General features: G+C 65.1%; 18 protein-coding genes. 12 read left to right on the forward strand and 6 right to left on the reverse strand.

Annotation, left to right across the window (positions count from 1 at the left end):
- Positions 1–31: 31 nt before the first annotated feature.
- Complete coding sequence (glxR, locus tag KR227_RS08380) at positions 32–715, reverse strand: CRP-like cAMP-activated global transcriptional regulator GlxR (RefSeq protein ID WP_151529403.1); 684 nt, start codon at positions 713–715, stop codon at positions 32–34.
- 389 nt (positions 716–1104) lie between these two features.
- Positions 1105–1296, reverse strand: coding sequence for a hypothetical protein (locus KR227_RS08385; protein WP_218364929.1), 192 nt, complete (start codon positions 1294–1296; stop codon positions 1105–1107).
- A 61-nt stretch (positions 1297–1357) separates the two neighbouring features.
- On the opposite strand from KR227_RS08385, the gene nth reads away from it, so the two are divergent.
- Genes nth through KR227_RS08405 form a run of 4 tightly spaced genes read left to right on the forward strand, consistent with a single transcriptional unit; the run spans position 1358 to position 4627 of the window.
- The gene (gene nth / locus KR227_RS08390) at positions 1358–2113 is read left to right on the forward strand and encodes an endonuclease III (protein ID WP_218364930.1); all 756 of its coding nucleotides are present in this window, start codon (positions 1358–1360) and stop codon (positions 2111–2113) included.
- A complete protein-coding gene (locus KR227_RS08395) occupies positions 2114–2668 on the forward strand; it encodes a TlpA disulfide reductase family protein (RefSeq protein ID WP_218364931.1) in 555 nt (184 codons plus the stop codon).
- Positions 2665–3390 carry a CoA pyrophosphatase gene (locus KR227_RS08400; RefSeq protein ID WP_218364932.1) on the forward strand — a complete coding sequence of 242 codons (726 nt, stop codon included), beginning with the start codon at positions 2665–2667 and terminating at the stop codon, positions 3388–3390. The genes KR227_RS08395 and KR227_RS08400 overlap by 4 nt, the downstream gene beginning before the upstream one ends.
- A gap of 46 nt (positions 3391–3436) precedes the next feature.
- Positions 3437–4627, forward strand: a complete 1191-nt coding sequence (locus tag KR227_RS08405; protein WP_218364933.1) for a MarP family serine protease — start codon at positions 3437–3439, stop codon at positions 4625–4627.
- Between the two features lie 23 nt (positions 4628–4650).
- Here KR227_RS08405 and KR227_RS08410 read toward each other — a convergent pair whose 3' ends face one another.
- Both KR227_RS08410 and KR227_RS08415 read right to left on the reverse strand, forming a co-directional pair.
- A complete protein-coding gene (locus KR227_RS08410; RefSeq protein ID WP_218364934.1) occupies positions 4651–5613 on the reverse strand; it encodes an alpha/beta fold hydrolase in 963 nt (320 codons plus the stop codon).
- A 106-nt stretch (positions 5614–5719) separates the two neighbouring features.
- Positions 5720–6211, reverse strand: coding sequence for a phage holin family protein (locus KR227_RS08415; RefSeq protein WP_151529440.1), 492 nt, complete (start codon positions 6209–6211; stop codon positions 5720–5722).
- Between the two features lie 92 nt (positions 6212–6303).
- Here KR227_RS08415 and KR227_RS08420 point away from each other — a divergent pair, with 92 nt between their 5' ends.
- Positions 6304–6957, forward strand: a complete 654-nt coding sequence (locus KR227_RS08420; RefSeq protein WP_218364935.1) for a hypothetical protein — start codon at positions 6304–6306, stop codon at positions 6955–6957.
- Positions 6958–6980: 23 nt separating this feature from the next.
- Here the strand turns inward: KR227_RS08420 and KR227_RS08425 are convergent, their stop codons facing one another.
- The gene (locus KR227_RS08425; protein WP_218364936.1) at positions 6981–7793 is read right to left on the reverse strand and encodes an HAD family phosphatase; all 813 of its coding nucleotides are present in this window, start codon (positions 7791–7793) and stop codon (positions 6981–6983) included.
- 457 nt (positions 7794–8250) lie between these two features.
- Between KR227_RS08425 and ssd the strand changes: the two genes are divergently transcribed.
- Genes ssd through KR227_RS08460 form a run of 7 tightly spaced genes read left to right on the forward strand, consistent with a single transcriptional unit; the run spans position 8251 to position 12682 of the window.
- Positions 8251–9324 (forward strand): septum site-determining protein Ssd, encoded by a 1074-nt coding sequence (ssd, locus tag KR227_RS08430; RefSeq protein ID WP_218364937.1) that lies wholly within the window; start codon positions 8251–8253, stop codon positions 9322–9324.
- Positions 9325–9331: 7 nt separating this feature from the next.
- Positions 9332–10468, forward strand: a complete 1137-nt coding sequence (locus KR227_RS08435; protein ID WP_218364938.1) for a TadA family conjugal transfer-associated ATPase — start codon at positions 9332–9334, stop codon at positions 10466–10468.
- Positions 10465–11253, forward strand: a complete 789-nt coding sequence (locus KR227_RS08440) for a type II secretion system F family protein (protein WP_218364939.1) — start codon at positions 10465–10467, stop codon at positions 11251–11253. The genes KR227_RS08435 and KR227_RS08440 overlap by 4 nt, the downstream gene beginning before the upstream one ends.
- 6 nt (positions 11254–11259) lie before the next feature.
- Positions 11260–11808, forward strand: coding sequence for a type II secretion system F family protein (locus KR227_RS08445; RefSeq protein WP_218364940.1), 549 nt, complete (start codon positions 11260–11262; stop codon positions 11806–11808).
- 31 nt (positions 11809–11839) lie between these two features.
- Entirely contained in the window at positions 11840–12043 is a 204-nt protein-coding gene (locus KR227_RS08450) for a DUF4244 domain-containing protein (RefSeq protein WP_018019576.1), read from the forward strand.
- The gene (locus KR227_RS08455; protein WP_218364941.1) at positions 12018–12368 is read left to right on the forward strand and encodes a hypothetical protein; all 351 of its coding nucleotides are present in this window, start codon (positions 12018–12020) and stop codon (positions 12366–12368) included. The genes KR227_RS08450 and KR227_RS08455 overlap by 26 nt, the downstream gene beginning before the upstream one ends.
- Positions 12368–12682 (forward strand): Rv3654c family TadE-like protein, encoded by a 315-nt coding sequence (locus tag KR227_RS08460; protein WP_218364942.1) that lies wholly within the window; start codon positions 12368–12370, stop codon positions 12680–12682. Before KR227_RS08455 ends, KR227_RS08460 begins: the two co-directional genes overlap by 1 nt.
- Here the strand turns inward: KR227_RS08460 and KR227_RS08465 are convergent.
- Positions 12679–15021 carry a DEAD/DEAH box helicase gene (locus KR227_RS08465; protein WP_218364943.1) on the reverse strand — a complete coding sequence of 781 codons (2343 nt, stop codon included), beginning with the start codon at positions 15019–15021 and terminating at the stop codon, positions 12679–12681. The genes KR227_RS08460 and KR227_RS08465 overlap by 4 nt on opposite strands.
- Positions 15022–15138: the final 117 nt, after the last annotated feature.

Consider the following 15138-nt stretch of genomic DNA (forward strand, 5'->3'; position numbering starts at 1 on the left):
TACTGGGGAGGCAGCGGTGTTTTTGTATGTTTTAGCGGGCGCGGCGGGCCAGCTGATCCGTGGCGACGATGAGCACGGACTTGCCCTCGAGGCGGATCCAGCCGCGGTGAGCGAAGGTCGCCAGGGCCTTATTCACGGTCTCGCGGGAGGCACCCACCAGCTGTGCGATCTCTTCCTGGGTGAGGTCGTGGTTCACGCGCAGGGCGCCGCCTTCTTGGGTGCCGAAGCGGTTGGCCAGCTGCAGCAGCGTCTTGGCCACACGGCCGGGCACATCGGTGAAGATGAGATCGGCCAAGGAGTTGTTGGTGCGGCGCAGGCGGCGGGCCAGCACGCGCAGCAGCTGCTCGGAGATTTCGGGGTGGGCCGAGATCCACTTGCGCAGCATCTCCGAGTTCATGGTGGCCGCGGCCACCTCGGTGACGCAGACAGCGGCGCTGGTGCGCGGGCCGGGGTCGAAGATGGAGAGTTCACCGAACATATCGGAGGGGCCCATCACGGTCAGCAGGTTCTCCCGCCCATCGGCGGAGTGGCGGGCCAGCTTCACCTTGCCGGAGGTAATGATGTAGAGCCGGTCACCGGGCTCGCCCTCTTCGAAGATGGTGGTGCCACGCGGAAAACGCACCGTTTCCAATTCCTGGATGAGGGTGGCTACCGCCACTGGGTCGACGCCTTGAAAGATGCCTGCCCGCGACAAGATTTCCTGTACGGATTCCACTGTCTAACTCCTTGTATCTTCGCTGAGTACGGCGCGAAGGATGCAGCAAAGTGGGCCCACATGTCGAGGAGCGTCTGTATACCAACATATCCAGACATCTATCGGTCAAGATCGGCAGTGTGGGATAGGCACCCGCGCCGTGTTTGTCTTCACTCATCCTACTATGGAGTGTGTCACTATTTGACATCTTGCCCAGCTATCTCGGATAAGCCGCTGGTCAGGGGATTTTTAATGCGATCGCGGGATGGCGGGCCGCTGTGTAGTTATGCAAATTTGGGGGTGAATGTGAGCAACCCATTCCTAGCGTGTGACCTAGCGCGCTAGGTGATTTATATGTGATCACCTCAGTGGCGGCTGAGAAACTCACACAAGCAAAAAGGTAGGAGGTCTTATGCCGCGGCTTGGTCTGGGGTGCGCTCTGTGGTGGTGTCGCGCTCTGCCTGGGCCAGCGGTGCGGCCTGCTCGCGCTCGCGCCGCTGCTTCCGGGCGCGGGAGGTCGTAGAGGAGCTCTCGCAGCGCTCCATACCCATGGCGAAAACCGTCAGTACAACTGGGGTTGCAAGTGCAAAAAGTGAACTCATGGGACTCCATTCTACTAGTGGGACAGGCGGGGGTGATCGTGTGTGGCTTAGTCTTATATCTATGGGACGAACTTTTGGCACCACCCCGCTCGCCCGCACGCGACGCGCACGGAAGGTTAGCAGGATGCTCGCAGCCGGCTATCCGGATGCGCACTGCGCCCTCGATTTCTCCAACGCTTTTGAGTTGCTTATCGCGACGGTACTCAGTGCCCAGTGCACGGACAAACGAGTCAATGAGGTGACCCCGCATCTCTTCGCCCGTTTTCCCACCGCCGCGGCGATGGCCGAGGCCAGCCCTGAGGAACTCGAGGAGCTGATTCGGCCCACTGGATTTTATCGCAATAAAGCCAAGGCCGCTGCCGGCATTGCCAAGGCCTTATCCGAGCAGTACGGCGGGGAGGTGCCGGGCACCTTAAAGGAGCTCACCGCGCTTCCCGGGGTGGGCCGCAAGACCGCCAATGTTGTCCTGGGCAATGCCTTCGATGTTCCCGGCCTCACCGTGGACACCCACTTTGGCCGCTGTGTGCGCCGGCTCGAGCTCACCGAAGAGAGCGATCCCGTGAAGGTGGAGTCGGTGCTGGCCGAGCAGCTGCCTCGCGCCGACTGGACGATGTTCTCGCACCGGATCATCTATCATGGCCGCCAGATTTGCCACTCGCGTACCGCCGCCTGTGGGGTGTGTTTTCTGCGGCAGCAGTGCCCCAGCTATGGCCGTGTCGGCCCCACCGAGGTGCCCGAGGCACTGCGCCTGCTGCGCGCCCCCGATGAGCAGGCCCAACGGCATCTGCTGCAGCTCGCGGGGATCGAGGAGGCCTAGATGCGCACCCATATTCGCCTATATCTGGCCTTCGTGGTGGTGTCGATCGTGCTCATCGCGTTCATCATCACCCGTCTGCTCAGCGGCGAGAACCCGCCCGCTCCGGAAGCGAGCGATTCCCCACAGCCCACCGAGACCTCCCCGGTGACGGCCAGCCGCCCCGCTTGTCCCGCGGCGGATCTGGGCGTGGAGCTGCCCTGTTTGGGCGCGGCGACCGAGGGCGAGGCCTCGCCCTATGTGCTGGTGAATGTGTGGGCGTGGTGGTGTGGCCCCTGCCGGGAGGAGCTGCCGGTGATCGAGGAGTTCGCCGCCCGCCACCCCGAGATGACGGTGGTGGGGGTGCACGCGGATCGGGATGCCGGCCGTGGTGCGGCGCTGCTCGAGGATCTCGGGGTGGATATTCCCAGTTTCCAGGATGATCGTGGGGCGGCCGCGGCGGCGTGGTCACTGCCCGGGGTGGTGCCGGTGACGGTGGTGCTGCGCGATGGCGAGGTGGAGCGCATCCTGCCGCAACCCTTCGATTCGGTGGCGGCCCTCGAGGAGGCGGTGCGATGACTCTGGACGCCAGCGGGGTGAATACTCGGCTGCGCCCCGAGGCGGCCCCGCCCTGGCTGGCACCCTTGGTGCGGGCCGTGGATGAGGGCCATGTGCATCGGGCGCTCTCGGATCGGGCGCGCCAGAGCGGCCCCCGCCGCGATCGACAGGCGGCGGTGCTCATGCTTATCGACGGCGACCCGCAGCAACACCAGCTTCCGGCCAGCGCCACCGTGCTGCTCACACACCGCTCACCGCGGATGCGCCATCATTCCGGGCAGATTGCGTTTCCCGGCGGCCGGGTGGATCCCACCGATATCAACGCGGTGGACTGCGCCCTGCGCGAGGCCCACGAGGAGACGGGCCTCGACCGGATGGCGGTGACACCGGTGGCTCAGATGGAGGAGGTGCACGTGCGCCGCAGCGGCTACCCGGTGCATCCCGTGATCGCGTATCAGCACGCCCCCGCGGCGGTGGCGCCGGTAAGCCCCGAGGAGGCGGATGATGTCTTCCGAGCCTCCATAGCGGAGCTGGTGGAACCAGACAATCGCCTCATGGTGGAGCACGGTTCTTGGCGGGGTCCGGCGTTTCGTTGTCGTGGCTACATTGTGTGGGGCTTTACAGGCGGTATTCTGAGTGCAGCTTTGGACCACGCCGGCTGGGCGCAGCCGTGGGCGCAGGATCGGGTGTACGATCTGGGCGCCACCCTAGCCGCGTCGCGTAACAACGAACGCCACTCCTAGCCCCTAGAATCACTATGTCCCTGCCGCAGAGAAGAGAGGCGCCCTTATGGATCCCAGCGTGATAGTGGATGGCGTTGTGGTGTTTCTCCTGCTCTTCGCGCTTATCGACGGCTGGCGCCACGGCATGGTGGGGTCGGTTTTTTCCTTTATCGGCATCGCTGCCGGGTTAGTCATCGGCTTTGCCTTGGCCCCGCTGGCCATGCAGCAAACCGAGAGCAACCAGCTGCGCATCGTGATCGCCGTGACGGTGCTGGTGCTTGCTTCCTGCATTGGCTATTTCATTGGCGGCACCGCCGGGGCCTCGCTGCGCGAGAAAGTCACCCAGCCGCAGCTGCGCCGGGTCGATTCCCTCGCCGGCGCCTTCTTTCAGGTGATGGTGGTGCTCATCGTGGCCTGGCTGCTGGCGACGCCGCTGGCAGAGGGCAACTCGCGGCTGGCGAAGGGAGTGCGCAATTCCACCGTGCTGCAACAGGTGGATACCCATTCCCCACGGGCCCTGGCCGCGCTCACGGATAAGCTGCGGGTGCTGCTCAATGATTCGGGCATGCCCATGATCACCTCGCCTTTCCAGAGCCCCAAGCCGGAGCAGGTGCAGGCTCCCCGCATCGAAGTCAGCGATGTGGCGATGGTGGAACGGGTGCGCCCCTCGGTGGTGCATATCATCGGCGAGGCCCCGCAATGCCAGCGCCGGCTCATGGGCTCGGGCTTCGTGGTGGCCCCGGATCGCATCATGACGAATGCGCACGTGGTGGCCGGCACGAACGAGGTGGATCTTGATACCGTGCTGGGCTTCCACACCGCACGGGTGGTGTACTACAACCCCGTGATTGATATCGCGATCCTCGCCACCGATGGCCTCGGGATTGATCCTCTGCCCTGGGCGGAGGAACCGGCACAGAGCGGCGCGGACGCCGTGGTGATGGGCTTTCCCGAGTCCGGCCCCTTCGAGGCCGCCCCCGCCCGCATTATCGATTCGCTCTTGATCAATAGCCCCACGATCTACGCCGATCAGCGCATCGACCGCGAGGTGTACACCGTGCGCGGCAGCATTCGCGAGGGCAACTCCGGTGGCCCGCTGCTCAGCGAGGACGGGCACGTGCTGGGTGTGGTCTTCGGCGCCGCCGCCGATGACACCGATACCGGCTATGCCCTCACCCGTGCCGAAGTAGAGAAGCACGTGGCCGATGCCACGGGCCTTGAAACCCCCGTGAATACGGGGGCCTGCGTTGTGGGCTAGCCGAGGAAGCGTCGATAAGCGCCCTAGAGAGAGCGCGCGAAGGAGACGAGCACGGAGCTGAAACTAGCGGGTGCCTCGAGATGCGGGATGTTTTTCGTCTGCGGAATGTGCACCACGCTGGTCTCGGATTTGACGCGCTTGGCGGCGCGCTCGGCCAGTCGTGCCCACGGGGTGGAAGAATCCTGCAGCAGCAGCACCGGCTGCTCCACCGGGGCGGTCATCCACCGCAGCGGCACGGGGGCGAGCTCGATGCGCGCCACCTTAGCGCGCGCGGGAGAGGTATTGGCGATGCTATAGGCCACCGTGCGCAGCTGCATCTCCTTCTTGCCGGCGGTGGTGGTATGAAAGCCCTCCGCAGTATTAGTCACCAGATTCACCCGGGCCGTGGACTGCGGGGTGGTGAGTAGCGCATGCAGGCGCGGCGGCAGCAGCGCGCTGAGATGGCGCAGAATCGGGGTGCCGAACATCCACGGATAGCTGAAGGTGCAGCGCCGCAGATCGGTGGGGTGCGCGGCGGCAATCGAGACCAGCGCGCGCACGGCCTCGGGATGATGAATGGCCAAGGCCCAGCCCACCGCGCCGCCCGCGGCATGGCCCACGACCACCGCATCCTTATGCCCGGTTGCGTGGATCACGCCATAGACATCCCCGGCGAGGGTGCGCAGATCATAGTCGCTGGGTGGCTTATCCGACATGCCGAAGCCGCGCATATCGATGGCCACGCAGTGGTAGCCAGCAGCGGCGACGGTGGGCAGCACGTGGCGATAATCGAACCAGCCGCCGAGCGCGCTGTGCACGAACACGATGAGCGGATCGTGGGGATCGCCGGCGGTCGCGGCGTGGAGGCGGATGCCGCGGGTGTGGATCCATTCGTGCGTAAAGGGGCCCTCGAGGGCCACAGCGCTGGGAATGGCGGGGGAATGCTCGGTGTGATTCCGTCGCCAGCGTGGCGGGAGCAATCGCTGACTCAGCGGACGACGGGACACAGCAGACTCCTTAGACATACGGTGCGGGTGGAACGATATGGAAAACCCCCTTTATCCCTGCAGAATACCTGAGGGAAAAGGGGATCAGAGCGGGTGCACTGACGGCTTAGGTGTACATGCCGTCCTGCTCGCGCTTCTCGAGATTCTTGGTGGCCTTGCCCGGGACAAGGGTCTTGAGATCATTCACCGACTGCACCGTCTTCTCCGGCTTGCCGATGGTTTTCACCTTGCGCCAGCCAAAGAGGGCGAACGCAGCAGCGAGCACCACCATGATGAGGAACACGATGAGGAACGCCGCCCAGCGCGACAGCCAGGTGGACAGCAGCTCGGCGAGGAAGAAGAAAAAGAAGAAGGACGAGTAGAGGGCGATCGTGCCGGCTACGCCGAAGAGACCGCCACCAATGGCGCCCTTCTTGGCTTCCTGAGCAACCTCGGCCTTGGCCAGCTCGACCTCAGCGCGGAAAAGATTGGACATCTGCGCAGTAGCGTCGCTCACGAGATTGCCGATAGAGCCCTCACCGGGGCCACGGGTATCCGCGTCGCTGAGGGGAATCGAGTTAACCTTCGGCGAAAAAGCGGGTGCCCCTTCGCTGTACATTCCCTTAGAACTGCTCACCGTCTTGATCCTCCGTTAGTGGTATTTTCTTAAACTCTAGTTGTGCACCATCGTGCCACGAATTCGGCGCGGTTGTGAACTCGACACGGAAAGTCATCAGCTCGGCCGCCATGGAAATATTCCGCAATCCAGCTATCCACCAGCATATCAATGCCGCATCGGCGAGTATTGCGACTGCTCATCGCAAGCGCGCCAACTTACGTGATGCCGCCGCCACCAGCGCCCACTCCGCGCTCGTTGGCGCCACGGCTCTCAAGAAAATCGCAGCTGATTCTGAGGTATCCGCCCTCGAGGTCTACGGGGTGCTCACCCCGGCGCTGGCTGAGACATTCCAGCGTGCCCCGCTGCAGGTGATGGCGAAATTAGACCGCATTGCAGGCGGGGAGGGGGTGCCGGAGCGCCAGGCCTCGCGGCTCAGCGTATTGGCGCGGCTCGTGGGGCAGGTAGAAACGTGCGCGCTGCTGCAGGGGGAGATCTTGGGCCACCGCATCTTTGGCCCCCGCTCGGTCGTCGTGGGGTACGCCACAGTGCGGCTTAATGCCATGGCCGCGGGGCTTGATCCCAAAGGGCTGGCGATGCCAGAGCCCTATCTACTGCGCGACCCGGCCGCGCACACCGCCCTGATTCGCGATTATTGCCGCGGCGAGGTCGATTCTCTCGCGCTGGCGCACTTTGCTGCCTGGCGCCGCGGCGGCGAGGAAGCCGCACGGGTAGCCGATCGCTTGTAGCCTGCCCCGCCGCGCCGCACCTGCTAGCTGGAGCGCAGTGCGCCCCAGCGGGTGCTGAGCCACCAGCTGCCCATCCCGAGCGCCAGAGCGGCGGCCACGGCGCCACCAATGCCCAGATCCTTTTTCGACGGGCTAGACAGCAGCGGCACGGGGTTTTTGAAGTTCAGCACCGGCCACTCGGCGGCCAGCGCATGCTTTTTCAGCACGCGATCGGGGTTGACGGCCCGCGGATGGCCCACCATCTCCAGCATGGGAATATCGGTGGCCGAATCCGAGTAGGCATAGCAGCGGGCGAGATCATAGCCGTGGCTGCCGGCCACCTTGCTGATCTCGGTCGCTTTGGTAATACCACGGCAATAGAGCTCGAGCTTGCCGGTGTAGGCGCCATCGACCACTTCTAAACGGGTGGTGATGGTGTGATCCGCGCCCAGCTCGTGGGCGATGGGATCGACCAGCTCCTTCACCGAGGCGGAAATGATGATCACATCGTGGCCGCGGGCATGATGCTCCTCGATGAGCTCGCGGGCCTCGGCGAAGATAGTGGGCACCACGCGATGCAGCAGGGTGTGGTCAATGGTGTGCTGCAGATCCTCGATGCGCAGCCCCTTGACCATCTGAGTCAGCTGATCCTTGGTGTCATCCATCTGGGATTGGGAGTGCCCCGCGATCATGTATCCCGTTTCGGCGAGCACCAGAGTGAGCGCCTCTTTGGTACTGAGCATTCCGTGGGAAACGAGCGTGCGGCTGAAGGCAAAAGCGGAGGAGGTGGCGATGATCGTCTTATCCAAATCGAAGAAGGCAGCAACGGGTGCCTCTGGGTGCTGTTCGGACGCCATGACCCACCTCCTCGCGTGATACTGATGTGAAATAAGTGACTAAGAGTGATGCTACTGAGAAGTGGCTGTGCCTGCATCTTTAGGCCTCTGTGGGGCTATTGACGTGCTATTCAAGCTGTGACATACTCGGAACCGCACGACCCCGATATACAGTGTGGTCTGCCCCGGCCCGTCCCCCCCCAAGTGGCCGGGTAACCGCAGACGGCCCGCGCATACCACCCCCCATCCCGCGCGGGCCGTCTCTTAATTTTTGGGGCCATCCTTCGCCGCTGCTGTCGCCCGCGCGAGGCAGGGTACTCGCCGCGCGGGGCCAACCCGCTGACGCTAGTGGGGCCACCCGCTTATCGCACCGGCACATATTCTCCGCTGTGCACAACTCGCCGCGGCAGCAGGTTATGCACAGCCCCCGGGGTGCGAGGGGCGACGCTCAACGCTGAATGGGCCACACTCTGGGGCCATGAGCGCCACCCGTGATCAGTCCCAGGCCCCCGTTGTCATCGCCGTCTGTGATCCTCTCGTCCACCCGGAATCCATTCATATCGCCGCCGCGACCGTCCGCCAGGTGGTGGAGGTGTCCACTGCTGAGGAATTGGCGCGCCACCACCATTCTGCTTTTGCCATCCTGGTGGATGAGCAGGGTGCCCAGTTCCTTCTCGAGCGGCCCCAGCCACGCCGCGACAAGGTCTTTCTTGTCGCCGCAGACCAGACGCCGGTGAACTTCGAGCTAGCTATGAAGATTCACGCCGAGCAGGCCTATGCCCTGCCGGCCGAGGCGGCAGCCCTGCTCACCGACCTCGGGCGGGATACGCGCAGTCAGGAAGGCCTCGTCGTGGGGGTGACAGGCTGCGTCGGTGGCTGCGGCGTGAGTACCTTTGCCGGCGCACTGGGCGTGCAGCTCGCGCAGCGCGCCCCCACCACGGTGGTGGATACCGACCCTAGTGGCGGGATGGATCTCATCCTCGGAGTGGAGGAGGAGCCTGGCCCGCGCTGGGATGAGCTGGACTTCAACCAGGGTGATCTCGCCGCCGCCGATGTGCGCGCGGTGCTGCCCACCGCCGCCGCCAGCTGTGTCAGCCATCGCCGCGATCGCGGTGCTGGCCCGCCGCCGTCGACCGACACCATCCTTGGTGCCCTGCGCACCTTGCGCGAAGAGGGCTACACGGTGGTGGACCTGCCCCGAGCCGACGCCCTGGACCCAGACATTGTGGCTGCTCTCGATCACCTCGTGGTGCTCGTTCCCCGCGAGGTGCGCGGCGTGTGCGCCGTGGCCGCGCAGTTGCCGCAGCTTCGCCGCACCCATGTGCCCTTAAGTTTTGTCACCATCAGCCGCACCTGGGCCTCTTTGAGCACAGCTGAGGTGGAGTCCGTGGCGGGTATTAACGTCAGCGCGGATGTGCGCTGCAGCACCGGGGTGGCCAAACAACTCGAACAAGGCGGGCTGCGTGGCCGCTGCCCGCGGATCCTCGCCCGGGCGGTGGAGGATATCTGCACGGATATAGAGCACATCCAGCAGCGCGGACAGCAGTGGTGAGGCGGCCATGAATAGCGAACGCATTCTGGATGCCGTGCACGCCCGGCTCGCTGCCTCCGAGCAGCCCCAGCCCGAGGCCGCCGTGATCGCGGAGCTCATCCGCCAAGAAGCGGGGGTGATCTCTGATCGGGAAGTATTCACCCTGCTGCAGAAGCTGCGCCATGACTCCACTGGCGTCGGCATCCTCGAAGGGCTGTGCAGCCTCGAGGGAGTCACCGATGTGGTGGTCAACGGGGTAGATCGCATCTATTTTGATCGCGGGCACGGCATGGAACACGCCGCGCTGAGCTTCGACTCGCCCGAGCAGATTCGCGCCCTAGCGACACGCCTGGCTGTCGCCTGCGGCCGCCGCCTCGATGATGCCCAGCCCTGTGCCGATGGGAAGCTGCGACGCGCCGACGGCAGCTCCATCAGGGTGCACGCCCTGCTGGATCCACCGAGCGATACCGGCCCGCTTATCAGCCTGCGCATGCTGCGCTCTGCGGCCGCCAGCCTCACGGAGTTAGAAGAACGCGGCACCATGCCGGCGGAGGTCACCGAGTTTTTACAAGCCATGATGGCGGCGCGGAAATCCTTTGTGGTGGTAGGCGGGACCGGTTCCGGGAAAACCACCATGCTCTCGGTCCTGCTCGCGGAGGTGGATCCGCGGGAGCGCATCATCTGTATCGAAGACACCGCCGAGCTATCACCGGCGCATCCGCATGTGGTGAATCTCGTGAGCATGGGAGCCAATGCGGAAGGCCGCGGGGAGATCACGCTCTCGCATCTGCTGCGCCAGGCGCTGCGGATGCGACCCGATCGCATTGTGGTGGGAGAGATCCGCGGCGCGGAGATCGTTGACCTCCTGGCCGCGCTCAATACCGGCCACGAGGGCGGTGCTGGCACCCTCCACGCCAACTCGCTCAGCGAGGTGCCCGCCCGCATGGAGGCGCTGGCTGCCTTGGGTGGGATGTCGCGGGAGGCGCTGCACGCCCAGCTCACTGCCGCCGTGGAGATAGTGATTGCGATGCGGCGCACCGCCACGGGCCGGATCATCAGCCAAATCGGTGTGGTGCATTCCGAGCCTGTGCGTATCGAGGTGATCTGGGATGCGCGTCATCCCGCAGCTGATGGTCTCGCGATTGCGGAGAGTTGGCAGCCATGATCTCCATAGCACCACTGACTCCCCTTGCCCTCGCTGCGGCCCTGCTCTGCACCACAGGTGCGTGCCCGCGGCAGCGCATCGGCCACCGCGCCCGACGGCGGCGCGGCGGCGCCGGCTGGGTGTGGGCAGCGATCGCCGTGGTGGCCATCATCTGTGTGCTCGGGGCGGTGGCTCTCACCTGCGCCGCACTCGTGGTGGTGGCCACGATCGGCTATGTCGTGCGCGATATGCACCGCCGGCGCCGGCAGCAGCGCGCCGCCGCGGCCGCCGGCCAGTGCGCCGGGGTGCTGGCGGCAAGTATCCGCGCCGGGGCAAGCCTGCACCACGCCCTAGCGACCGCCGCTGAGACCGCCGCTGCCACCCCTATCGCGCAGCCCCTAGCCGCCGCCGTGAACCGCGCCCGCAGTGGCCGTAGCCCCGCCCCCGCGCTCAGCGGCGCCACCGAGATTCCCGAGCTGGCGCGCATTGGGGCGCTCTGGCAGCTCAGCGAGCAGCACGGCATCGGATTGGTGGCACTGCTGGAGCGCACCCAGCAGCAACTCGATCAGGCACAGCGCCATGACAGCACTGTGCAGGCCGCACTCCAAGGGCCGATGGCCACCGCCGTGCTCCTGAGTGTGCTGCCTGCACTCGGGGTGGGGCTGGGCAGCCTGATGGGCGCAGCGCCGCTGGCCTTTCTCAGCGGCACCACCCTCGGCGGAGTGCTCCTCATGCTCGGCACCGCACTGATGTGCAGCGGTGTCCTCTGGACATATTCGATCATCAACACCGCACGGGGGAGCTAAACCACCATGACATTCCTCTTTCTCGCCCTCGCCCTGCTCGCCTATCCCCAGCCCACAGCACGCACCCGACTGGGCACCGATCCCAGCTCGAGAACTCGCCGCCCCCGCGATGATCCGGTGGTCAGGCCGCAGGATCGCGCCGCAGACATTGAGCTTCTTGCGGCCTGTATCAGCGGCGGTATGTCCCATGCCGCTGCCGTGAGCGCCGTGGCCACCGTGGCCGCGCCCGCAGACCGGCAGCTATGGGACACCGTGGCAGCCCTGCTCCGACTGGGTTGCAGCGCCGAGAAATCCTGGCAGCCCTTCCTGCACCACTCCGTGTTCGCTCCCGTCGCCGAACTGGCGGTGCTGAGCAGCCGCGGTGGAACCTCTATTGCCAGCGGGCTCGACAGGATCGCCGCCTCGGTGCGGCACACAGCAGAAAACAACCAGCGCGCCGCCGCTGAGCGCGCCGGGGTGCTCATCGCCATCCCCCTCGCTGTGTGTTTCCTTCCGGCCTTTCTCATTCTGGGACTCATTCCCATCATCGTTGATATCGCCAGCACCCTGTTTTAAACCCACACCACCACTTAAAGGAGTCATCATCATGAACACCATCTATCACCTCATCCAGGCCCGTCTTGCCCAGCTCCACCGCGAGGAGGAGGGGATGAGCACCATCGAATACGCCATGGGCAGCCTCGCGGCTGCCGCGCTTGCCGGGGTGTTATTCCTCGTCATCAATTCCGGAGCGGTCTCGGACGCGATTGAATCCATCATCACCGATGCGCTGTCGAATTCCCCGAGCTAGCCGCCGGCTCCTCGCAGCGGAGGAGGGCTCTGTCACCATCGAGGCCGCTCTCGGGCTGGCCTCGCTGGTGGTGGTGTTTGCCCTCACGATCAGTGGCGTAGTGGCGTTGGCGGCGTATCTTGCGGCCATCGATACCGCAGGGGCCGCGGCCCGTGCCGCCGCTATCGGCGAGAGTTTCATACCGCCCCGAGGAAGCGTGCAGATCACCTCCAGCAACGGCGTCATGGAGGCCACTGCGGCCATGCCCTCGCCTGTCGGCACTCTGCATGCTACCGCCCGCTTTCCGGTGGAATACACCGCCGGCGGCGCACCTGGGGATAGCTGATGTGGCGCGATGAACGCGGCTACGCCACTGTCCTGCTGGTGGCCATGATCGCCGTGCTATGCAGCATCCTGGCGGGCATGGCCACCGTGGGCAGCCTGCTCATCGCCCGGCATCAGGCCCAGCTGGCTGCCGATATGGCGGCCGTGGCGGGTGCCTATGCCCATAGCGACGGCCACGATGGGTGCCGTATGGCAGAAGAGGTGGCGCGGCACAATAGTGCAGCTCTCGGCTCCTGCGCAGTCGATGGTGCCGATATCATCGTCCAGACTGTCGTGCGTGGCCGAGAGGCTGTGGCCCGCGCCGGGCCTCTTTAGTCACCTGCGTCGCCGGTCATGCTCACCACCGCCCCCAACACAGCGATGGCTGCATCCTTATCCAGGGGTTGGTTGCCATTGCCGCACTTGGGCGACTGCACACATGAGGGACAGCCCTCGGCGCAGGGACAGGAGCGCACCGCTTCAAAGGTGGCGCTGATCCATTCGGGGAAACGGCGAAAGCCGGTATCGGCGAAGCCCGCCCCGCCCTCGTGGCCGTCATAGACAAATACCGTGGGAAGCCCAGTATCGGGATGCTCCATCGTGGATACCCCGCCGATATCCCAGCGATCGCAGGTGGCCAGCAGCGGCAGGATGCCGATGGCCGCGTGCTCGGCCGCGTGCAATGCCCCAGGCGCCTCCGCCGCGGAGACCTTCAGCTGCTGCAGAATCGCGGGATCCAGGGTGTAGGACACGGCGCGGGTGCGCAGCACCTGGGGAGACATCTCCAGCGGAATCTCCTCCAGCGGTTGGCCGTTGGTATAGCGCTTTACATAGCCCACCACTTGCTTCGTCACCTCCACCTCGAGGTTGGCCACCCAGAGTCCAGGCGCATAATTCACTAGTGCCTCCTCCTCTGGTGCAGCAAGGATCCGCAAGGTGGTGGAGCTGCGGGAAAAGGTGGAGTACGGGGGCTGTTCAGGGTGGACGAGGGCGAGATTCTCTGCCACATCGAGCTCATCCACCACGAAGCTTTCTCCCTGGTGCAGATACACCGCACCGGGAAAGACCTGGGCTTGGGCGCGCGCGGGGTCCACGGTGCCGAGCATGCGGCCGTCGGTGGAATCGACGATGAGCACCTCGCCGCCGTCGTTGCCGCGCAGTGCCACCTGGCTGTGAATGGTGTCTACCTGCCGTGGATCGGCGGGGTAGTAGCGGCCATGGCGGTGGCGCAGCAGCTGATCCTCTACCAGCTGGGGCAGGACCTGCCCCGCGCCCAAGGCGTCGATATCCGCCAAGTTCAACGGCTTTTCTGCGGCCGCGCAGAGCACATGTTCGCTCACCACATAGGGGTTAGTGGGATCAAAGACGTGTTCTTCCAAGGGGCGCTCGAGCAGGGCCTCGGGGTGGCGGATGAGATAGGTGTCCATCGGGTCGCTGCGGGCGACCAGCACATAGAGCGAGCCTTGGCCGCGGCGCCCCGCACGTCCGGCCTGCTGCCACATCGAGGCCACGGTGCCGGGAAAGCCGGCAGAGACCACCGCATCAATACCTCCGATATCGATGCCCAGCTCGAGGGCATTGGTGGTGGCCACGCCCAGCAGCTCCCCCTCGTCGAGGGCCCGTTCGAGGGCGTGGCGATCCTCGCGGGTATAGCCGGCGCGATAGCTGGCAATCCGGCGGGCATAGTCGCGGTGACCGGCGTGAATGAGCTCTTCGGCGCAGCGTAGCGCCACGGTTTCCGCAGTGTGACGGGAGCGCACAAAGGTCAGGGTGCGAGCACCTTCGGCGAGCAGCAGCGCCATCACATCGGCGGCCTCGGTACTGGCGGCTCGCCGCTGGGGCGGTTGCCGCTCATCCTCACTCGGGAGAAGGGAGGGTTCGAGGAGCATGATGGTCTGCTCGCCCGCAGGCGCGCTATCGCGCTCCACGCTGGTGATATCGAAGTCGGGGACATCGATGAGCCTGCTGGCGTGTGCCGCTGGATCACGGGAGGTGGCCGAGGCCAGAACGAAGGTGGGGTGCCCGCCGTAGTGGGCGCAGAGCCGGCGGAGCCGTCGTAGGACCAGCGCCACGTGGGCGCCGAACATGCCGCGATAGACGTGGGCCTCGTCGATCACCACATAGCGCAGGTTGCGCAGCAGCCGGGTCCAGGAGCCGTGGGCGGCCAGAATGGAGGCGTGCAGCATATCCGGGGTGCTAAACACGAAGCGAGAGGCGTCGCGGATGGGGCGGCGCGCGTCGATGGGGGTGTCGCCGTCATAGGGGTGCGGGGCGACGTCGTCAAGCGCAGAAATGGTGGAACACAGCCGCGCTACGGTGTGGAGTTGGTCATTGCCCAGGGCCTTGGTGGGGGTGATGTAGAGCGCGCAGGCGCGGTCATCGGAGGCGAGGGCGCTGAGGATGGGCAGCAGGTAGCCGAGGGATTTTCCCGAGGAGGTGCCGGTGGAGATGATGGTATCGCGGCCGGCATGGACCGCTTCGGCGCATTCCACCTGGTGGGCATAGGGGCGGGTGATGCCCTCGTGTTCGAGGTGGGTGCGCAGCTCTGGCAGCACCCAGTCGGGCCAGTCTTGGTAGGCGGCGGGTCGGCTCGGGCGGGTGCCGATGAACGTGGGTGTGGCGGTGGGAAGCGCAGTGCTGATGATGGTGGTGAGTTCGGCACCAAAAGAGGACATAACTGCGCCACTTTCTGTTGGTTTTGTGTGCTTATAAAAAATAGTATTAGCGCGTTGAGCTGCGGAAAGGCAGTAATTTTCAAATATAGACTATCCCTTTGCTGAAAAACATGACAC

Source organism: Corynebacterium sp. TAE3-ERU30 (assembly GCF_019209925.1).
In the GTDB taxonomy this organism is placed as follows: Bacteria; Actinomycetota; Actinomycetes; order Mycobacteriales; family Mycobacteriaceae; genus Corynebacterium; species Corynebacterium megadyptis.